General features: G+C 71.0%; 9 protein-coding genes. 5 read left to right on the forward strand and 4 right to left on the reverse strand.

Annotated features, from left to right (window positions below; genetic code table 11):
* Positions 1-141: 141 nt before the first annotated feature.
* A complete protein-coding gene (locus ACFPA8_RS26610; RefSeq protein ID WP_386452593.1) occupies positions 142-1,827 on the reverse strand; it encodes a serine/threonine-protein kinase in 1,686 nt (561 codons plus the stop codon).
* Positions 1,828-2,428: 601 nt separating this feature from the next.
* Between ACFPA8_RS26610 and ACFPA8_RS26615 the strand changes: the two genes are divergently transcribed.
* From ACFPA8_RS26615 to ACFPA8_RS26630, 4 genes are all read left to right on the forward strand, one after another.
* Complete coding sequence (locus tag ACFPA8_RS26615; RefSeq protein ID WP_386452595.1) at positions 2,429-6,199, forward strand: FHA domain-containing protein; 3,771 nt, start codon at positions 2,429-2,431, stop codon at positions 6,197-6,199.
* Positions 6,200-6,346: 147 nt separating this feature from the next.
* Positions 6,347-7,768 (forward strand): ABC transporter substrate-binding protein, encoded by a 1,422-nt coding sequence (locus ACFPA8_RS26620; RefSeq protein ID WP_386452596.1) that lies wholly within the window; start codon positions 6,347-6,349, stop codon positions 7,766-7,768.
* A 297-nt stretch (positions 7,769-8,065) separates the two neighbouring features.
* On the forward strand, positions 8,066-9,346 hold the full coding sequence (locus tag ACFPA8_RS26625) for a carbohydrate ABC transporter permease (RefSeq protein WP_386452657.1): 1,281 nt from the start codon (positions 8,066-8,068) through the stop codon (positions 9,344-9,346).
* A complete protein-coding gene (locus tag ACFPA8_RS26630) occupies positions 9,343-10,302 on the forward strand; it encodes a carbohydrate ABC transporter permease (RefSeq protein ID WP_386452598.1) in 960 nt (319 codons plus the stop codon). Before ACFPA8_RS26625 ends, ACFPA8_RS26630 begins: the two co-directional genes overlap by 4 nt.
* A gap of 55 nt (positions 10,303-10,357) precedes the next feature.
* Here the strand turns inward: ACFPA8_RS26630 and ACFPA8_RS26635 are convergent, their stop codons facing one another.
* Positions 10,358-11,338, reverse strand: coding sequence for a class I SAM-dependent methyltransferase (locus ACFPA8_RS26635; RefSeq protein WP_386452600.1), 981 nt, complete (start codon positions 11,336-11,338; stop codon positions 10,358-10,360).
* Positions 11,339-11,698: 360 nt separating this feature from the next.
* Here ACFPA8_RS26635 and ACFPA8_RS26640 point away from each other — a divergent pair, with 360 nt between their 5' ends.
* Entirely contained in the window at positions 11,699-14,326 is a 2,628-nt protein-coding gene (locus ACFPA8_RS26640) for a glycosyltransferase family 4 protein (protein ID WP_386452602.1), read from the forward strand.
* On the opposite strand, the gene ACFPA8_RS26645 is transcribed toward ACFPA8_RS26640, so the two are convergent.
* Positions 14,284-16,455 (reverse strand): hypothetical protein, encoded by a 2,172-nt coding sequence (locus tag ACFPA8_RS26645; protein ID WP_386452604.1) that lies wholly within the window; start codon positions 16,453-16,455, stop codon positions 14,284-14,286. The two genes, ACFPA8_RS26640 and ACFPA8_RS26645, sit on opposite strands and share 43 nt — an antisense overlap.
* A gap of 217 nt (positions 16,456-16,672) precedes the next feature.
* The gene (locus ACFPA8_RS26650; RefSeq protein WP_386452606.1) at positions 16,673-21,694 is read right to left on the reverse strand and encodes an NAD-glutamate dehydrogenase; all 5,022 of its coding nucleotides are present in this window, start codon (positions 21,692-21,694) and stop codon (positions 16,673-16,675) included.
* Positions 21,695-21,976: the final 282 nt, after the last annotated feature.

Genomic DNA, 21,976 nt, shown 5'->3' on the forward strand with positions numbered 1-21,976 from the left:
GACTGCCGATCTTCCGTGCCATAGCGACAAAACTACGCGGCGGAAGGGCTGTTGAGGGCCAAGGAAGCGCCAACCGTCACTTTCGAGGGGGAATTCCCTCCCGGGAAGTCGACAAATCTCCGAACTCGCTTACAGGAAGGGCTATTTCTGAGCGTTGTCGATCAGAGCGCCGAGCTCGTCGAAGACGTTCTCGACCGACTGCCAGAAATCCTTGCCCGCTTCCCACCACTGGGGAAGCGGAGTGAAGTTCCACACCAGCACCGCGGCCACCACCAGAAGCAGGATCATGAAGAGGCAGCCCTTGAGGCAGCCCAGCCCCGGAATGTGCATGGGGTTGGCGCTGCGCTGCCGTGGCTCGCGCTGCGGACGGGGCTCCCGGGGCGGCGGACGCTGCGGCTCGTACCGGCGCTGCGGCGGCTGCTGTGCGGGACGGCGCTGCGGCTGCGCGTACTGCTGGGGCGGCGGGCCCTGCTGCTGACGCCGGGGCGGGGGCTGCTGCGGCTGGCGCGGCGGGCGCCGCCGGAGCGGGTCCATGCTCGGGTCGAGCGGCTGCACCTGCGTCTGCTCGTTGCGGTCCCGCGCCGCGCGCATCTGGCTCTGCCAGGGGTGCGGGCCGTCGGGCGCGCCCGCGTCCGGCGACTGCTGGGGCCGCGGGGGTCCACCGGGCACGGGCGGCATGACCTGAGTGGGGTCCGAGTTCGGGCCCTGACCTCCCTGCCCCTGCCCGCCGCCGGCCCCCTGACCGGAGCCCGGACCACCGGACTGCGGCAGGTAGCTGGTGGCCGCGTTCGGGTCGTAACCGCCCTGGCCCCGTGCCGACGCCGAGTGCGGCAGGACCTGGGTGGGGTCGGCGTCTCCCGCTCCCCCGCCCCCTGCGGCACCGGGCGCCGCGGCGGTGTCCGGCACCGTGGCCGGTGCCGGGTCGGGTGCCAGCAGCGCGGCGACACCCATGGCGGCCGTCGCCTGCTCAGGGGTGGCCTGCGCCCCTATGCCGTTCGCGACGGTGCGGAGCGCGTTGGCGAGGTTGACCGCACTGGGCCGCTCCTCCGGCCGCTTGCTCAGACACCGCTGCACCACCGTCCACAACGGATCCGGCATGCTCGGCGGACGCTGCGGCTCCTCGGAGAGGTGACGGTGCAGCACTTCGAGCGCGGTGGCGCCCGCGAACGGCGGACGCCCGGTCGCGAGCTCGTAGAGCAGGATGCCCGCGCCGTAGATGTCGACGGCGGAGGTCTGCGGACGGCCCTCGGCGGACTCGGGAGCCACATAGGCGGGCGTCCCCACGAACTCCTGGGTGCGCGTCAGACCGGGCGAATCGGCGAGCCGCGCGATGCCGAAGTCGGTGAGCATGGGGCGCATGCCCTCCGGGCCGTCGGCGAGCAGCACGTTGGCGGGCTTGAGGTCGCGGTGCACGATGCCGTCGGCGTGGCTCGCGGCGAGCGCGTCGGCCACCTGAGCGGTCACCAGAGCCGCGGCCACCGGGGAGAACGGGCCGTTCTCCCGCAGATAGCGGTGCAGGTCCGGTCCGTCGATGAGGTCCATCACAAGGGCGAGCATGTCGCCCTCCACCACGAGGTCCCGGGTACGGACGATGTTGTGGTGCGTGAGACGGAGCAGGACGGAGCGCTCCCGCAGGAAGCGCATGACCACATCGGGGTCGTTGGCCAGCTCCTCCTTGAGGACCTTGATCGCCACCGTCTCGCCGGGCTGGCCGGCCACGGCCGCCTCGGCGCCCGCGGTCTCCCGCTGCCGTGCCCGCCATACGGTGCCAGTGGCGCCGCGGCCCATCGGCTCCTCGAGCAGGTATTTGCTGCCTACAGGCCGCACGTCATGAGCTCCCTGGTGTCGTACTGCAATCCCGCCCACAATAGTGCCGTCTCGCGAACGGTCGAACGGCCGTATGTGAACAGAAGGGCGACTCCTGAGGGAGACGCATGCCGCGACCTGGTCGGTTGCGTCCCAATGACGATCGACAACGACCGACGACGACCGCCGACGACCGCCGACGACCGCCGACGACCGCCGACAAACAGAGAACGGCCTGGACAGATCCGTTGTCGGCCGCGTGCGATCGGATTCGGTCGAACCCGGTCGGATCCGGTGTCAGCTGACGGCGCGGCCGGGCGCGGACTGCCGGCGCGTCCCGACGGAGCGGCGAGAGCCCGACCTGCACATCGGCCGGACGGTGCGGCCACGCCCCCTTGCGCTGCGCCCGTTCCCGTCAAGATCATTGGTCGACGCGAGCGGGACGCTGTGTCAGTGACGGGTGCGAAGATGCATCCGGCATCGGCAGCACTGTGCGTGGCGCGCGAGCGCAAGAGTGTTGTCCGTTGTGACATGTGTGCCGGGCGCAGGGCACGGCGGGGCCGACCATCTCGCCGTACGCCGGACAGGCCGGGCACACCGGTGTTCGGGACCGGGAGGGCCGATGCAGATCCGGCTGACTGTCACCCTCGGGGCGCGCGGAAGCGGCCCGGGTACGGGGGAGACGACGGCGGCGCCGGGAGCGGCTCCGGCGTGCGACGTCGTGGTCAGCGCACCGTCGGGAACACCGCTGTCCGCGGTGACCGGCGCCCTGGTCACGACGGCCGCCTCGGCGGCGGGCGCCCCGGGTGCGGCGCAAGGCGCCGGCCCGGCTGATTCCTCCTCGGACTCCTCCGCCGCGGTGTACGCCGGGACGGAACGGCTCGATCCGCACCGCCAGATGCTCGGCGAGCCCCCGCTCCTGGACGGCGCCGTGGTCTCGCTGCACGGGCCCGCCCCCGTGGCGGCGGTCCCCGCCCTGGCCGCGTACGGCTCGGCGAAGGCGCGTCTGCATGTGACGGCGGGCCCGGACGCGGGCGGCATACACCTCCTGCAGGGCGGCAAGGTCCACCTCGGCCGCGCGGCGGACGTGGACGTGCCGCTCGACGACCCGGACGTCTCGCGGCTGCACTGCGCGATCACCGTCTCCGACGGCGGAGCCGTCACGGTCACCGACCTCGGCTCCACGAACGGCACCTCGCTGGACGGCACGCCGGTCGGCGCACAGCCTGTGCTCTTCCGCCCCGGCTCGACGCTGCGCATCGGGGAATCGGCGCTGCGCCTGGAGACGTCCTCGCCGCAAGAGGCGCAGGGGCACCAGGGTGCCCAGGGGTTCGAGGCTCCGGTCGCGGGGGCGGCCGCCGGACCGCTCCGCACCGTCCCGGACGGCAACGGTCAACTGCGGCTGGTGGACGGCGGGCCCCGGGGCGCCGAGGCGGAGACGCCCGGCCGGGGAGGGACGGCCCGCGGGACCGTGCCGCCGCCTTCCGCCCCTGCCGCCCCTGCCCCGCAGGGTCACCCGGCGGGAGCCCAGGACAGCTCGCACGGCTACGCACACGGCGGCGGCCCCTTCCCCGACGGCACCGGAGGCCCGGGCGACGGCATCACGCACGGCTCGGGCGTCGCCCAGCACACCCGGTACTCCGAGCAGTTCCCCCCGGCCTCGTCCGCGACCCTGCCCGTATCCGCGGAGCCGCAGGCCGGTGTTCCCGCGGCGCGGGAGCCGGAGCGGTCCCGTCCCCGTGGACTGGGCGCCTGGGCGCGCCGCTTCGCGGGCGCCCGCCCCGGCGAGGAGCCGGCTCGCCACGGCCCGGGGGCCGCGGGCCCCGGGGCCGCCGGAGGCCGCGGCACAGCGGCGGCCTACGGCGGAGACGCGGCGACAGCGCCGTGGGGCGGCGAGCGCCGCCCCGATCCGGCCACCGTCCTGCTCACCTCGCTCGGTCCAGGGCCCCGCCTGTGGGAACGCGAGCCGGATCATCCCGACGCGCTGACCGTCCGGATCGGCACCGCGCACCACAGCGGCGGACGCCCTGACGGATTGCTCACCGTCGGCCTGCGCCAGTCCGGCGCGCTCGGGCTGGCCGGTCCCCGGCCGCGGCTGACGGGCCTGGCGCGTTCCGTGGTGGCCCAGCTCGCCGCGCTGCACGGGCCGAGCACGCTGGAGATCGTGCTGCTCTCCGCCGACCGCTCACGCGAGGAAGCAGGGCGCACGGCGGAGTGGTCGTGGCTCGGCTGGCTGCCGCATGTCCGTCCGGTGCACGGGCAGGACTGCCGTCTGCTCATGGCCTTCGACCGGGACCAGGCCGCCGCCCGTACCGCGGAACTGATGCAGCGGCTCGAAGAGGACCGGCACAGGACACCGGCACCCGAGGGCATCACCGGGCAGCACGCCGCTTCCGGGCCGGCCCCGTCCCGGCACGGCGGCCCGTACACGCTGCTCGTCGTGGACGGCGACCCGGGCTCGCCGGAGCTGCGCGGTACGGTCGCCCGGCTCGCCCAGGAAGGCCCGGCGGCGGGGATCCACCTGCTGTGCCTCGCCGAGACCCCGGCCGCCACGCCCTCCTCGCCCCTGTCCGAGACGGTGCAGACCGCGTGCGAGACGTCCGCGGCCTTCCGCGAGTGCGGTGCGCTCGCTCTGCTCAGCGGAGCCGTCGCGACAGCAGTACGGGTGGTGCACCGGCAGCCCGGCTCGCCCACGCAGGGCGCTCCCGGCGCCCTCGGTACGGTCGGCACCGTCGACGCGGTCTCGGCCGCCTGGGCCGAGCGTTTCGCCCGCGCCCTGGCACCCCTCCGGGAACCGGACGGCACCGCCGCCCGTACGGGCACGGCCTCGCGCACTGCCGTGACGCTGCCCAGGTCCTCCCGCCTGCTGGACGAGCTGGGGCTCGCCCGGGCGACTCCCGCCGCGCTGCTCTCGCGCTGGGCGGGTTCGCCGGAGCCGTCCCCCGGTCGCGCCACCCTGGTCTTCGGCGCCGGACCGCGCGGACCGCTGGAGGCCGAACTGACCGGTGCCCGCGGGCACTGCCTCGTCACGGGACCTTCCGGTTCGGGCAAGACGGAGCTGCTCCGCTCCCTCGCCGCCTCGCTCTCCGCGGGAGAACGGCCCGACCGGCTGCACCTGATGCTCCTGGAGGGGGACGGCGCGGCCCGTGAGGATCTGCGCAGCTGTCTCGATCTCCCCCATGTCCGCGGCCACTTGGCGGCCAGCGATCCGGTGCGGATGCGCGAGTTCGCGCAGTCGCTGAGCGGAGAGCTCAAGCGCCGGGCGGAGTTGATCGGACCCCAGGACGATTACGAGAGATTCGCGCGCAAGGCCGGACGCGGCGCTCACCGCGGCGCCCCGTCCCGTCAGCTCTCCGAGCAGGACGCGGCGGGCAGGAGCGGCGGGCGCGCGGGCAGCGACGCCGCTGACGCCGGACGTACGGAATCCCCTGCGGGGACCGAATCGTTCGCGCCGTCCTCTGCCGCACGGACGGGCCGTGAGCCCGCCCCGCGGGAGATGGGCGGCGCCACGGGCGGGGAGGCCGGTGCCGCCCCGGCGACTCTGAGGCTCCGCGTTCCCCGGGCCGAGGTGCTCGACGGCCCCGGGCCCTCCGTGGCGGCGTCCGACTCGTCCGTGGCGGCCGCCTCTTCCGGCTCGGCCGCCTCGTCCGGATCACCCGGATCACCCGGCGCGCCGGGGACGGCGGAGCGGGCGGGACGACCACAGGCCGAGCAGCCCCCCGGACGCCCCCTGCCCTCACCGGACCTGCGTGGCTCGCACGGGCCCACGACCGGCGCTGATGACGCCACGGTCGTTCAACACTTGGAAACATCGACAGGCCCACTGCCCCGACTCGTCGTCCTCGTGGACGACTTCGACACCCTCGTCGACCCGGCGCTCGGCAACCCCGGCCGCCCGGCGGCCGGTTCCGTCGTGCGCGCCCTGGAGGCCGTGGCACGGGACGGGGCGCGGCTCGGGGTGCACGTCGTGGCGGTGAGCGGCCGTCCGGACCGTACGGTCCAGACAGCGGTGGCCCGATCGGCCTCGCTGCGCGTCGAGGTGTCCTGGGCGGGCGGCCTGAGCGGTACGGGCGAGGAGGAGGCGCTTCCAGGGCGGGGAGCCCTTGTGCACGCGGACGGCGGTGTCACGGCCTTCCAGGCCGGCAGGGTCACGGGCCGCATCCCGCGCACCTCGACGCAGCGCCCGACGGTCGTCCCGCTGGAGTGGGCGCGAGCCGGAGACCCCCCGGCGAGGCGCCCCGTGAGGGAACTCGGGAACGGCCCGACCGATCTCGCTCTGCTCGCCAGCGCGGTGGGCAGAGCCGCGCGCTCGCTCGGTGTGGACCCACAGGAATCGGACGCCCCCGCAGCGAACAGATCACGGAGTGGTCAAGATGAGGTTCTTGAAAGCTGACAACGTATTGCGAGCCGTCCGCGTTCAGGCGTAGGACTTTGCGCACGGGACTGTGGGAGTAGAAGTGATGCCCTCATGCCCAGTGACCAAAACGGCGCGGCAGACCGGTCCCCGGGATCCGCGCCTCCGATGGGGACGGCGGGAGCTATGCGTAATACGGTTCGTGCGACTGGTACATCACGTACCAGGAGCAACACCAGCATCTTCAGCAACACCAGGGCGACTGCACGTGGCGCTGTGGCGCTCTGCGCCGTCGCAGCTCTGTCACTGACGGCCGCATGCAGCGGAAGCAGCAGTGACGAGGGGGGAGACAAGGGCGGTTCCTCCCAGACGGAGAAGGAAACCGTCAAACTGCCCAAGCTCAAGGGCGAGAAGATCCAGGTCGCCGCCGTCTGGACGGGCGACGAGGGCAAGAACTTCGAGAAGGTCATCGACGCGTTCAAGGAGCGCACCGGTGCCGAGGTCGAGGTCACGCCCACCGGTGACAACGTCGCCACTTACCTGGGCTCCAAGATCGAGGGCGGCGCGCCGCCGGACGTGGCCATGCTGCCGCAGGTCGGCGTGTTGAACCAGTTCGCGGAGAAGGGCTGGCTCAAGCCCCTCGACGACGCCACCAAGAAGCAGCTCGACAAGAACTTCTCCAAGGGCTGGCAGGAGCTCGGCTCCAACAAGGGCAAGCAGTACGGCGTCTACTTCAAGGCCGCCAGCAAGTCCCTGATCTGGTACAACGCCAAGGCGTACGAGAACGCGGGCGTCAGCGAGGCGAAGTCCTGGAAGGAGTTCCTCACCAACGCGCAGACGATCGCCGACTCCGGTGTGGAGCCGGTCTCCATCGGCGGTGGTGACGGCTGGGTGCTCACGGACTGGTTCGAGAACATCTACCTGTCGCAGGCCGGCCCGGAGATGTACGACAAGCTCGCCAAGCACGAGATCAAGTGGACCGACCCTTCGGTGAAGAAGGCTCTGACCACGCTCGGCCAGCTGTTCGGCAAGAAGGAGCTGCTCGCCGGCGGCAACAAGGGCGCGCTGCAGACCGACTTCCCGACCTCCGTGACGAAGGCGTTCGACGACCCCGAGTCCCCGAGCGCTGCGAGCGTCTTCGAGGGGGACTTCGTCGGCATCAACGTCGCCAACGACACGAAGGCGAAGATCGGCAAGGACGCGAAGGTCTACCCGTTCCCGGCCGTCGGCAGCGACGCCCCGGTCGTCACGGGTGGCGACGCCGCTGTCGCCCTGAAGGACAGCAAGGCCGCCCACGCCCTGCTGACCTTCCTCGCCTCGCCCGAGGCCGCGGCCGTCTGGGCCGAGGAAGGCGGCTTCGTCTCGCCGAACAAGAACCTGGACGGCAAGGCGTACCCGGACGCCGTCCAGCGCGAGATCGCCAAGGCCCTGATCGACGCCGGCGACGACTTCCGCTTCGACATGTCCGACCAGGCCCCGGCCGCCTTCGGCGGTACCAAGGGCAAGGGTGAGTGGAAGGCTCTGCAGGACTTCCTGAAGAACCCGAAGGACGTGGCCGGCGCCCAGAGCGCCCTCGAGGCAGCTGCCACCAAGGCGTACAAGGACTGACGGCCGGCGGCACCACTGCCGGTGCCGGACCCGTCGTATGCGACGGGTCCGGCACCGGCGACGCCGCAAGCTCGACGCCCGGCGACGCCGCGGGCCTCAGCCCTACCTCGCCCTGCACAAACCCGGACCCGGACAAGGGACACCACCGTCATGCCCACCCCCACCCCCACCCCGCCGACAGACGAGCCACCAGGCACGGGCGCTTCCGGCGCCCCTGCCGCCACCTCGACGCAAGGCGGGGCTGCCACCGCTTCCGCCCCCGCAGCGCCGCTGCCGAAGGGGACCGGCGCCTCACTGATGCGCTCCCGCCCCTGGATAGCCTTCTCGTTCCTGCTGCCCGCGCTGGTGCTGCTGGGTGCGCTGGTCGTCTATCCGATCGTCTACTCGATCTTCCGCAGCACCCTCGACGCTTCCGGATCGGGCTTCGTCGGACTCGACAACTACGTCGAGGTCTTCACCGATCAGGACATCCTGACGGCGTTCAAGAACAACATCATCTGGGTCGTCGTCGTCCCGTCCGTGTGTACCGCCCTGGGTCTGATCTTCGCGGTGCTCACCGAACGGGTGCGCTGGGGCACAGCGTTCAAGCTCGTCATCTTCATGCCGATGGCGATCTCCATGCTCGCCTCCGGCATCATCTTCCGGCTCGTGTACGAGGAGAACCCGAAGCAGGGCGTCGCGAACGCCATCTGGGTCGGTGTCCACGACACGTTCGCCGAGTCCTCCGCATGGCCCGGCGCCAACCCGCGGCCCAACTCGGAGCTGGCCAAGTCCGGCGGCGGCGACTACACGACCAAGTCGACGGTCTCCGCGGCCGACCCGGCCAACCTGGCGCTGGTCGGCCTCCCGCCCAAGGAGGTCGCGGACGCCGCTCCGGCCAAGACCGCGTCGCCCGGCAAGGGCGGCGAGATCACCGGCACCGTCTGGCTCGACTTCGCCCCCGGCGGCACCGGCAAGCCGGACGTCGTCGACCAGAAGGAGAAGGCCCTCAGCGGTATCAAGGTCGAGGCGGTGAAGGGCGGCAAGGTCGTCGCCACCGCCGAGACCGGCGCGGACGGTACGTTCTCGCTCCCCAAGTCCGCCGACGGGTCCAAACTCCGCCTGCCCGCCGCGAACTTCGCGGAGCCGTACAACGGCATCGAATGGCTCAGCTCGGCCCTGGTCACGCCCTCCATCATCGGCAGCTACATCTGGATGTGGGCGGGCTTCGCCATGGTGCTGATCGCGGCCGGACTCGCGGGCGTACCCCGTGAGTTGCTGGAGGCCGCGCGGGTCGACGGCGCGAACGAGTGGCAGGTCTTCCGCAAGATCACGGTGCCGGTACTGGCTCCGGTCCTCGGAGTCGTCGTCGTCACGCTGATGATCAACGTGCTGAAGATCTTCGACCTCGTCTACATCATCGCTCCGAGCCAGAGTCAGAGCGATGCCAACGTGCTCGCCCTTCAGCTGTATCTGTCGTCCTTCGGCGCGGGATCGAACCAGGGCGTGGGCAGTGCCATCGCCGTCATCCTGCTGCTGCTCGTCCTGCCGGTGATGGTCGTCAACATCCGTCGCCTGCGAAGGGAGTCACGCCGATGACCGCGGTCAGTGCGGCAAAGCCCGATCCCACCGCCGCTCTCAAGTCGTCGAAGGCTTCGCCTCCCAAGCAGGAGAAGAAGGCCTCGATCGCCTCCCGGCTGGTCACCGTCACCGGCCACTGGGCCGTACGGCTCGGCCTCGTCGTGGTCGCACTCGTGTGGCTCATGCCGACAGCGGGACTGCTGAGTTCGTCACTGCGCAGCCCGGAGGACATCTCCCTCTCCGGCTGGTGGCAGATCTTCGACCTCAACTCCAGCTTCCCGTGGGTGATCGACGCGGGACAGCTCACCGGGGCGAACTACGAGTCGCTGTTCGCCAACGAGTTGGTGACCGGCTCGCTCTTCACCACGATGCTGATCACGGTGCCCTCCACCATGGCCGTCGTCGTCATCGGCGCGCTCGCCGGTTACGCCTTCGCCTGGCTGGAGTTCCCCGGCAAGGACTGGTTCTTCCTGGTCGTCGTCGGGCTGCTGGTGGTGCCCGTCCAGGTGGCCCTCATTCCGGTCGCCAAGCTCTTCAACATCGTGGGGCTCTTCGAGACCACACCGGGCGTGGTCATCTTCCACACGGCCTTCGGTCTGCCGTTCGCGATCTTCCTTCTGCGCAACTTCTTCGCAGAGATCCCCCGCGAACTGCTGGAGGCCGCCCGTCTCGACGGCGCCGGCGAAGTACGGCTCTTCACCCGGGTCGTACTGCCGCTGGGCGGTCCGGCGGTGGCCTCGCTGGGCATCTTCCAGTTCCTGTGGGTCTGGAACGACATGCTGGTCGCTCTGATCTTCTCCGACGCGAGCAGCCCGCCGATCACAGTGGCCCTGCAGCAGCAGGTCCGTCAGTTCGGCAACAACATCGACGTGCTGGCTCCCGGAGCCTTCATGTCGATGGTGATCCCGTTGATCGTCTTCTTCGCGTTCCAGCGCCAGTTCGTCTCCGGCATGATGGCCGGCGCGGTGAAGTAGGCGGCACAGCAGCAGAACAACTGAACAACGGACGACGCGGAGGCGGTCCGCCTCCTCACCGGCCCCGGGCGCGCAGCGCCCGGGCAAGGTGCCGGGCGATCACCGGCGGCAGCACCTCGCGGGCGATCCGCCGGGTGCGGGCCCCGGCCCTGGAACCGGACGCACCGCCCGCCTCCGCGCCGTCCCTCCACCTGTCCCGGGCTCCGGCCCGGGATTTTGCGTGCCGGGACACCGGAAGCCGGGGTGCCGCGGCCTTGCGCGCTCCGATCAGCAGCAGGCGGTGCCCGGCGACGTCCTGCCACTGGAGCCAGCAGTCTCCCCGCTCGCGCAGATGCGCGTGCAGCTCCTCCTGGACGGCTCGGGGATCGCCCCACGTCCCGTAGAACTTCTGACTGCTGACGCAGACAGGCCGCAGTTCGCCCTCCAGCACCGCCTGCCAGGTCGCGCAGGCGACGCCGGGAGTGTGCGACGAGCGGTAGTCGTCCAGTACGACCAGCCCCTCGGGCATGAGGGCCCCGCGCGCGGCGCTGATGTCGGGGTGGACGTGCTCGTACAGGTGAGAGGCGTCGACGTGTACGAAGCGGCAGCTCGCCGGCGTCACCTCTGCCGGGACGACAGAGGTCGGCGCGTGCAGCACGCGGGGCAACTCGTCGTGGAACGAGAGGTAGTTGGCCTCGAAGCCCCGGCGGGTCAGCGTCGCGTACGAGCCTCGCATCTCGCGCTCGTTCCGCTCGGTGGGAGCCTCGGAGCCGAAGAGGTCGCACACCGTGAACGTCTCACCCTCGCGCAGGTACGCACGCAGCATGATGGCGCTCTTGCCGAGGTAGGCGCCCATCTCCAGCAGGTCACCTCGCTGTTCGAGGCGCTGCTGCCGTCGGAGGAACCAGTCGAAGAGGACGACGTCGGTGTTGTAGAACCAACCGGGCACCTCCTGGAAGGAGCGGGGCCGAGGCAACTCCTCGTCCCCTGCTGCCGATGCGTGTGCTCCGGGTGCTCCGGCGGTCGTCGTCGCGGCTTCGTTCGCGGTGCCCTTCATTGCACTTCTCCTCGGGGCGCGGAGACGGAAAGCGTCAGGAAATCAAGTCACCGGGACGGAACGCCCCGAGTCCTGAAGCCCTGTATACGAGCCCCGCACCCCCGCGCGCACGCCCTCACGCCCCCTCCGAGCAGGGCTTCCGCTGACCGACCGCCCCTGTCCACTGGCGGTTCAGCTGCCGTTGGGCGCATGGAATCGCGCACCGGAGACGCCGCCGGGAGAGGGGTGGACGGCGCATCGGCCCACAGAACACGTCGACTTCGAACCCTACTGGCTATTTTCACACGGTATATGGACAATACAGGCGCTACGGTGCAATAGGGATGTCTCTTCGAATAGATCCAGTGAGGAACGGGCCGGATGAAGATCGTCTTTCTGCTGGACAACGCTTACGGGATCGGCGGAACGATCCGCTCGACGGTGAATCTCTCCCGGGCGCTGGCCGATCGTCACACGGTCGAGGTGGTCAGCCTCCGCCGTACCGTGCGGGAGACCGCGCTCCAGTTCGACCCACGCGTCACGATGACCCACCTCCTGGAGCTGCGCCGGGACGCCCGCGGATTCGACGGCGACGATCCCCGCTTCCACCAGCCGAGCATTCGCTTCACCGAAGGCGCCGACCACTTGGAACGCGGCGTCGCCACGCACCTGGGCGATCTGCGCGTCGAGGAGTTCCTGCGGAACACCGACGCCGACGTCGTCATCGCCACCCGCCCCAAGATCAACGACTATCTCGCGGCGTACGGCAGCGACCGTTACCTGCGCATCGGCCAGGAGCACCTGACCCACGCCATGCACAGCGACCACGTCCGTACCCACCAGGACGCGGCCATTCCCCAGCTCGACGCCTTCGTCACCGTCTCCTACGCCGACGCCGCCAACTACCGGGCCGCCATCACCGGCACCGGCACCGCGACAGCCGACGGGGACGCGCTCATCACCTGCATCCCGAACGCCGTACCCGCGGTCGACGTCGAGCCTTCCGACGGTGACAGCAAGCTGATCGTCGCAGCCGGGCGGCTCATCAAGGTCAAGCGGTACGACCGGTTGATCAACGCGTTCGCACTGGTCTCCGAACGCCACCCGGACTGGCGGCTGCGACTGTACGGACGCGGCCGCCAGCAGGCCGCCCTGCGCAAGCGGATCGACAATCTGGGCCTCTACGACCGGGCCTTTCTGATGGGCCCGCACGCCCCGATCGAAGCCGAGTGGGCGAAGGGCGCGATCGCTGCCGTCTCCTCCGACGCCGAGTCGTTCGGCATGACCCTCGTCGAGGCCATGCACTGCGGGGTCCCGGTCGTCAGCACGGACTGCCCCTACGGGCCCGGAGAGATCATCAGCAACGGGCAGGACGGACTGCTCTCACCCCTCGGCCCGACGGAGAAGACGAACGTACGGGCGTACGCCGACGCGCTGATGCAGCTCATCGAGAACCCCGAACTGCGGTACCGGATGAGCCGCGCGGCGCTGCAGAAGGCCGCCCGCTACGCGCCGGAGCGCATCGCCCGCGAGTACGAGCAGCTGATCGAGAAGCTCCAGTCGCAGCGCCGCTCCCGCCCCGTCGCCCGTCCCGAGCAGGTCGCCGCAGCTCGACCCGGCGGGGATGCGGGGACCTCCGGGCCGCTGCCCGCGCATGCCACGGCTCCCGCGCCGCTGACCCCGCCGGCTCCCGCACCGAAGCCCGCGAAGAACGCTGCCTCCGGCACCGAGAAGCCGGTCGCCGCGGACGCCGGTACGGGCAAGGCCACCGCAGGGAAGTCGCCCGCGGCCAAGGCGGGCGGAGCCGCCGCCCCCCGGCGCACGTCCCGCCCGCTGCGCCGCCTGGCGCTGCGCACGCTGGGTCCCGTGCTGCGTCCCGCGCTGCGCATGTGGCGAGCCCACCGCAACCCGGCCGGCCCCGCCGCGAAGCTCCGGCGCCCTCTCGCCCGAGCCCGGGTCGCCACCGACGGTTCGCTGGTGATCCGGCTGCTCGCGAAGCGGCTCCCGAAGACCTCGTCCGTACTCCTCGTGCGGTCCCGGCGTGACAGCGGGGCGCCGCACCGCATCCCGCTCCCGCCCCGCACGGAGGCCGTCGACGGGTGGGTCGAGGTACGGCTGGAGCGCGCCGCGCATCCGCTTGCCGAGGACCGCTGGGACACGTACGTGGAACGCGTCGCGGACGGCAAGCGGAAGCGCGTCCAGTCCGAACTCGTCGAGACGGCCCGCCTGCTGACGATGCCCCCGCCCCTCGACACCGACGACGTCCTCGCCCCGTGCGTGCCGTACACGACCCTCGACGGCTACCTCGCCGTACGCGCCTGGCACCGCCCGGGCCACGCCGAGGTCACCGCCGTGGACCTCGGCCCGGACAGCGGAACGGTGCGCGCCGAACTGTACGGAGAGGCCGCGCGCGCGGCGAAGGCGGGCGAAGGAGCGGTCGTCGCCGTCTCCCGCACGAAGACGGAGCCGGACTTCGAGCTGCCCTTCGATCTCGTCCCCGGACCGCCGGCCTCCGGGACGTCGGACGGGCCCGCCCGGACGGCCGCCGCCCCTCCGACCGCCGCAGTCTCCGTTCCGGCGCTCTCCTTCGAGCTGCCGTACGAACTCCCGGCGGCGCTGGACTCGGGGAACACGAAGGGCGTCTGGGACCTGTGGTTCCGGCCGGGCCCCCAGGGCACACCCCGCATCCGGTTCGGACGGCTGCTGGGCGACCTCGCCGACCGCAAGAAGACCGACCTGGTGCCGCGCGTCCGGCTCGGTGAGAGCGAGACCGGCCTGTGGTTCTATTTCTCCCTCGCCAACGATCTGGTGCTCGCGCTCCAGCCGCTGCCGCTGGATGAGCCCGCCAAGGTCGCCACGGCGGCCCCGGCAGCCGCGGGCGTACAGGACGCGGGCGCCTCCGCCCCTGCTTCGTCCACTGCGTCGTCCCCTGCGTCGTCGGGTGGTGCGCCTTCCGCGACGTCGGCTCAGAGCGCTTCCTCGTCGCCGGACGCGTCGGCCAGCAGCTGACCGGACGCCGTCGAGGAGGGCGCAGCCCCTTCCGGATGCAGCCGGGGGCCGGGGCCCGCCCCGGCCCCCTCCGCCCCCTCGAACGCGTCCGCGGCCGGTCTCTGCTGGGCGTCGCGACGTGCCCTGTTGGCCACCGCACAGGCCCGCAGCTCCTCCACGGCCCTGCTGAACCGCACCAGTGGCGGCGGCTCGTCCGGACCCAGCAGATGGGCCTTGAGGTCCGCCCGCGCCTCCCGCATGGTGTCCGCGGCCGGGTCCCGTACCGCCTCCAACAGAGCCCGCAGCCCGTCCGCGGCCGGTGAGAGGACCGTGGCGGCCCGTGCGGTCGGGAACGCCGTCCTGAAGCTCTCTCCGGGCAATCCCGTGGTGTTGACGACGGCGTACGGCTTCTCACTGCTGAGGTAGTCCGACACCACGCTGGAGACGTCCGAGATGAGCACGTCGGCCTGGTTGAAGCACGCATAGATGCCCGGGCGCGGCCCTGCGAGGACCAGATGCTCGTCCGGGGCGTGGGCCCGCCAGAAGCACTCCTCCCAGGCGTCGACGGCTTCGAGGACCGCCGCCGCAGGCGGATCCACCGGTGCGCGCTGTCTCAGCATCCGCTCCGCCTCGTCCTCGCCGCGGCGGGCGCTCGTACCGGCGAGGATCCTCAGTTCGGCGGAGCGCCGCTCCAGTTCGGCGGCGGCCGCGGCCACAGACGGCGCCTTCTCTCCCCCCGCCGGGCGGCGGCCGGCGGCCTCGGCGATCATCGCGCGGATGCGGTGGTCGACTTCACCGACGGCCGGGTCCACCGAACCGGTCATCGGATGCGGCTTGTACAGCAGCCGGACCCCCGGCTCGTCGAGGAGCGCGCGGACGATCCGCTCGCCCGCCAGGGGCAGCGAGGTGTTGCCGGGGTCGTCCGTCCAGCCCTCCCACGTCGGGGCGTACAGCACGGTCGTACGGGCGTCCGGGGCCGGCGGCCCGGCGTACGGCCTGATCGGTGCGAGCTGCGGGCGGCCCACCTCCACGACGTCTCCGTCGAGTACGCCGATGTCGGCCAGCCGGTAGCGTTCGCGGGCCGCCGGACCCGCCACCCACACCTCGTCGTACGCCTTGGCGTAAGGGTTGCAGGACGAGAGCTTGTCACTCTCTCCGTGATTGATGAACGCATGCTTGATCGTCGGGATGCGCAGCACCTGGGACGTCTTGCCCGAGTTCGCGGGGTGCAGCAGCACCGGCAGGGACGAGTGCTCCAGACGCATCAGGTGGGCGACCTTGGGGATGCACAGAACCGGTACGTCGGTGACGTCGATCTGCTGCACCATGAACCGCTCCCGCAGCACGATGAGCGGCCGACCCTCCAGCTGTTCCAGCGTGGAGAGCCACATGTTCGCCTGGTACGCGGAGGAGGCTCCTCCGGAGAAGTACATGCCGACGGTCGGCCTGTACGCGGCCAGCCAGCCGTCCAGCCAGGCCAGCGCCTCCTCCTCCCCCGCCGGACGCCGTCCGGGCAGCAGGCGCGCCGCCAGCAGTACGACACCGGCCGCCAGCACGGCCCAGCATCCGAGCGCGGTCACGGCGCCCCATGCCGCGTCGCCCGTCACCGTGGTGGCCGCCAGTCCCGCTGTGACGGCAGCGGAGCAGGTCAGCAGGCGTCCCGCACCGTTGCGACCGAAGATCGCGGGAGGTGCGGGGCCGAGGCGGAGCGGTGACGCGTCGATGTTGCGCGTGACGACCGGCAGCCTCCGGGAACGCCGCACCCGCGCGGCAACCGCCTGGCACACGAAGTGCGTCGCCCAACAGCCCAGCACCGCCACCAGCAGCAACGCGGCCTGCGGTGAAGGGCCGAGCACCTCCAGCCGCGCGAGCCCGCCGAGAAGCAGGGCGTCCCTCAGCAGCTGCCGGACGGGGTGGTACAGCTGTGCCCGGCCCAGACCGCGGGCGAGCGCACGCCATCTGCCCAGCAGCCATGCCTCGGTCAGGATGCCGAGGGCGGCGCCGGCGACGGCGAGAGCCGCCGAGGCGAGCAGGACGCCCAGCAGCTGGAGGACGTAGCCGAAAGCCAGCAGTGCCACCAGTGCCAGGGCAGTCACCGCGCGGCGCGAGAGCCGGCGGCTGAGCGGGGCTGCATTCAACTCGGTTCGCATGAGGCTCCCCTTGACGGTCTCTTCCACTTAAGACCGTCGAAGGGCCCGCAGCGCCCTGGACAGAGCCGAACGCGTGCCCCGGGCGCCGGGAGGGCGGGCGTGCCGGGCCGGAAACACGTCCGGCGGCCCACGTACGGGTGACCGCACGGGACCGCCGGGCCGCGAACCTCCGGGCTCCCGGCCGCCGGACCTCGAACCGCCGGGCCGCCCGCGGGCGTCAGCGGTTGCTGCGCAGCAGCGTGCGCATCGTCCTCATCGCCACCGAGAGGTTGGCCAGGTCGAAGGTCTCCGACGACTGGATCTCGTCGAGCGTGGCCCGCGCACGCGTCAGGATCGTGTGGTTCTTCGCCTCCCACTTCTCGTACCGCTGCTCGGGAGTCGCCTTGCCGTCACCTTCCGAGAGGACGTCCGCGGCGATCAGCTGATGCGCCGCGTAGAGGTCCTCCCGGATGGCCGCCCGTGCCATCGACTGCCAGCGGTCGGCGCGCGGCAGCTCGCTCACGCGCTCCTGGAGCTGAGTGATGCCCAGCCGGTCCGCCAGGTCGTAGTAGACGGCTGCGACGTCCAGGAGCTGCACGCCGGTGCGGTCCGTCACGGCGACCACGTCCAGCGCGGAGAAGGCCGCGGAGAACCCGGCCACCCGCACGGCCAGGCCGGAGGGCACCCCGGCTTCGTCCAGCCGGTCCAGGATCGTCTGGTGCCAGTCGCGGTCGTCGCCCTTGAGCAGCTTGGGCAGCTCCTCCCAGACCTCCGCGACCCGTTCCCTGAACAGGTCGATGGTCTCGGCGATCAGCAGCGGCTGGGGGCGGTTGTTGAGCAGCCAGCGGGTGCCGCGCTCGACCAGCCGCCGCGACTGGAGCCGGATGCTGGTGAGGACGTCCGCGCTGACGATGTTGTCCAGCGCTTCGGCCTCGTCCCAGATCTCCCCGAGCCGGAAGATGGCGCGGGCGGCGGTGTGCGCCCTCACGATCTCCTCCGCCGAGGCGCCGGTCTCCTCCTTCATGCGGTGCACGAGGGTCGAACCGCCCGTGTTGACCGTGTCGTTGACCAGCAGCGTCGTGACGATCTCACGGCGCAGCGCGTGCTGGTCGATCTCCTCGGGGAACCGCTCGCGCAGGGCCTTCGGGAAGTACTCGTAGGCCAGCCGCTGCAGGTGCGGGTCGTCCGGCAGCTCGGTGTCGAACAGCTCGTCCGTCACCGTGATCTTGGTGTATGCGAGGAGGACGGCCAGCTCGGGCTGCGAAAGTCCGTGGCCGGCCGCGAGCCGGTCGCGGATCTGCTTGTCGCTGGGCAGGAACTCCAGGCCGCGGTCCAGTCGCCCCTCCTTGCCCAGGCTGCGCATGTAGCGGTGGTGGGCCTGGAGCAGACTGGCCGCGCCCTCGATGGCGTTGGCGAGTGCGGTGTTCTGCGCATAGTTGTTGCGCAGGACCAGTTCGCCGACCTCGTCCGTCATCTCGGCCAGCAGGCTGTTGCGCTGTTTGAGCGTCAGATCGCCGCCCGCGACGACCGCGTTGAGCAGGATCTTGATGTTCACCTCGTGGTCGGAGGTGTCGACGCCCGCGCTGTTGTCGATCGCGTCGGTGTTGACCCGGCCGCCGTTCAGCGCGAACTCGATCCGGCCGAGCTGCGTCAGTCCGAGGTTGCCGCCCTCGCCGACGACCTTCACCCGCAGGTCCTCGCCGTTGACGCGGATCGCGTCGTTCGCCTTGTCCCCGACTTCGGCGTCGGTCTCGGTCGACGCCTTCACGTACGTGCCGATCCCGCCGTTCCACAGCAGGTCGACCGGCGCACTGAGGATCGCCCGCATCAGCTCCGCGGGAGTCATCTTCGTGGCCTTCGACTCGATGCCGAGCGCCTCCCGTACCTGCGGGGTCACGGGCACGGACTTCGCACTGCGCGGATAGACACCGCCGCCCGCGGAGATCAGCGAGGTGTCGTAGTCCTCCCAGGAGGAGCGCGGCAGTTCGAACAGCCGGCGCCGTTCCGCGTACGACGTCGCCGCGTCCGGCCGGGGGTCGAGGAAGATGTGCCGGTGGTCGAAGGCGGCCACGAGACGGATGTGCTCGGAGAGGAGCATGCCGTTGCCGAAGACGTCTCCCGACATGTCGCCGACGCCCACGACGGTGAAGTCCTGCGTCTGGGTGTCGTGGCGCAGTTCGCGGAAGTGCCGCTTGACCGACTCCCAGGCGCCGCGGGCCGTGATGCCCATGCCCTTGTGGTCGTAGCCGGCGGAACCGCCGGAGGCGAAGGCGTCACCGAGCCAGAAGCCGTACGCCTCCGCCACCTCGTTGGCGATGTCGGAGAACGTGGCCGTGCCCTTGTCCGCGGCGACGACGAGATACGTGTCGTCGTCGTCGTGACGGACCACGTCCCGGGGATGGACGACCTCGCCGCCCACCAGGTTGTCGGTGATGTCGAGCAGCCCGGAGATGAACGTCTTGTAGCAGGCGACGCCCTCGGCCAGCCAGGCGTCCCGGTCGGCAGCCGGATCGGGCAGCTGCTTGCACACGAAGCCGCCCTTGGCGCCGACCGGCACGATGACGGTGTTCTTCACCTCCTGCGCCTTCACCAGTCCGAGGATCTCCGTACGGAAGTCCTCGCGCCGGTCCGACCAGCGCAGGCCACCGCGCGCGACCTTGCCGAAGCGCAGGTGCACGCCTTCGACGCGCGGCGAGTAGACCCAGATCTCGTACTCGGGACGGGGCGCGGGCAGGTCGGGGATCGCCTGCGGATCGAGCTTGATCGAGAGGTATTCGTGCGGTTCCGCCGACCGGTCGTCCACCCCGCCGTTCCTGCCGCCCGCGTCGGCGCTCTGGAAGTAGTTGGTGCGCAGAGTCGCCTTGATGACGGTGAGGAAGGAGCGCAGGATGCGGTCCTCGTCCAGGCTGGCGACCTGGTCGAGGGCACCGTCCAGCTCCTCCAGCAGCCCGTCCGTCAGTTCGTGCCCTGCCTGCGAACGGCCGGGGTCGAGGCGCGCCTCGAAGAGGTTCACCAGCAGCCGCGTGGTGTGCACGTTGTGGCCGAGGGTGTCCTCCATGTAGGTGGGGCTGAAGGTCGCCCCGGCCTGCCGCAGGTACTTCGCGTACGCCCGCAGCACCATCGCCTGCCGCCACGTCAGGCCGGCGGACAGCACGAGGGAGTTGAGCGCGTCGTTCTCGGCGCGGCCCGTCCACACGGCGGCGAACGCGTCCTGGAAGCGCTCCCGCGCGTCCTCGCCCAGCCCGTGGACGTGCGAACCGGGGAGCCGAAGGCCGAAATCGTAGATCCACGCCTTCGTGCGGTCGCTGCAGCGCAGTTCGTACGGACGCTCGTCGACGACCTCCACGCCCATCGCCTGCAGCGCCGGAAGCACCGCCGAGAGGGAGACCGGCCGGCCGATCCGGAAGATCTTGAAGCGGCGCTCGCCGGGGCTCGCCCCGACCGGCTCGTACAGGCTGAGTGAGAAGTCCCTCGTGCCGTTCTCACCGCGGGCGAGCCGGTTGAGATGCTGCAGGTCGGCGACGGCGGCACGCGGCGGGAAGTCGGCCTTGTACCCCTCGGGGAAGGCGTTGGCGCTGTACTGGTGACCCAGTTCCGCGGCCTGCTCCTCGCCGAACTCCGCGGTCAGTGCCTCCGAGTAGCCGTCCGCCCAGTTGCGGGCAGCCTCGGTGAGGCGTGCCTCGATGCGGTCCGCCTCGGCGTCCGTCAGCTCGGGCAGCTGCGTCCCGGGTTTGAGGCGGATGACGAAGTGCAGCCTGGTGAGCACCGATTCGGTGTTCCAGACGCTGAAGTCCACATTGCTGCCACCCAGTTCCTCGGTGAGGATATCCGTCAGACGCAGCCGCACCGTGGTGGTGTAGCGGTCCCGCGGGAGGTAGACGAGCGCCGAGTAGTAGCGCCCGTACTCGTCCCTGCGCAGATACAGCCGGAGTTTGCGGCGCTCCTGCAGATAGAGCACAGAGGTCGCGATCGAACGCAGCTGGTCGACGGGGATCTGGAACAGCTCGTCCCGGGGATAGGTTTCGAGGATCTGCAGCAGGTCACGGCCCGCATGGCTGTCCGGAGCGAAACCGGCGGAGCTGAGCACCTCGGAGACCTTGCGGCGGATCACGGGGACGCGCCGCACCGACTCGGTGTAGGCGGCCGAGGAGAACAGCCCGAGGAAGCGCCGCTCCCCCACGACGTTGCCCTCGGCGTCGAACTTCTTCACGCCCACGTAGTCGAGGTAGGAGGAACGGTGCACCGTGGCGCGGCTGTTGGCCTTGGTCAGCACCAGCAACTGGTGCTCACGGGCCTTCGCACGCGCGTCCGCCGGCAGCCGGCTGAAGGAAGGCGAGGCGGGATGCCCGTCGTCCCCCGTGCTGTGCTGCGGGTCCGAGCGGAGGATGCCCAGGCCGGTGCCGGGAAGAGACGTGAGCGTCAACTCCTCGTCCCCGTCCGCGGCTTCGTCGGAGAGTTCGTACTCGCGGTACCCGAGGAAGGTGAAGTGGTCGTCGGCGAGCCAGCGCAGCAGCTCCCGCGACTCCTCGACCTCCACCTTCCGTACGTCCTCCGCGACGGGCTCGGACTCCAGCTCGTCGGCGATGCTCAGCGCGGCGTCACGCATCTTCCGCCAGTCCTCGACCGCTTCGCGCACGTCGGACAGGACGCGCAGCAGGTCACTCGTGATCTGCTTCAGGTCCTCGCGTTCGGTCTCACGGTCGATCTCGACGTGGATCCAGGACTCGGTGACGGCGTCGTGCGGAAGTTCCCGCTTCTCTTCTGCGGACACCCCGCCGGGGCCGGGGACGAGCTTGTCCCGGCCCGCGTCGAGCACCTCCAGCAGCTTCCCCGTCACGTCGCGGCGGACGATCATCTGAGGGTGGATCACCAGGTGGATTCCGCGGTGCTCACGCGAGAGCTGGTTGGTGACCGAGTCGACGAGGAAGGGCATGTCGTCGTTGACCACTTCCACGACGGTATGGGTGCACGTCCACCCGTTCTCGTCGACGGACGGAGTGTGGACCCGCACATTGGCCGTGCCCTGGGGGCGGTTCTGCGCCAGCCGGTACTGGGAGAACGCCGCCCCGAGGATGTCCACGGGGTCGCGGTCGGTGAGGTCCTCCGGAGCCGTGTGCAGGTAGTAGCGCTGGAGGAACGCCCGCAGTGCGCCGTTCTCGAGACCCCGCGCCGGATGCTCTCCCCCGGCGGGGCTCTCTTCAGCTACCCGGGCGGCTTCTTCCAGCCGCTCGGCCTTTGCTTCATCCAGCTTGGTCTGCATGTCCTGGCTCCTGTCGCGCGCCGTTGCGTGACGTCGGTATGGCGGAGACGCGGCATCGGAACACGGGATGTCCGTTCAGGCTCGACGCGCGCCGTGAGAGACGACCAGCGGAGGCCCTGGCGCTGTCACGCGAAGGGCACAGGGCGGGGGCGACGATGCCCGCGCGGGATATAGCGCTGATCACGTGCGTAGGCTATCGCCCCCGCACCTGGGGCCGTCATGGACCTTATGTGTACAAAATCGAAGCTCGCTCTTGGACGAAGTGGACAGCAGGTACCGGCT

It is taken from the genome of Streptomyces ovatisporus (assembly GCF_042653885.1).
Classification (GTDB): Bacteria; Actinomycetota; Actinomycetes; order Streptomycetales; family Streptomycetaceae; genus Streptomyces; species Streptomyces ovatisporus.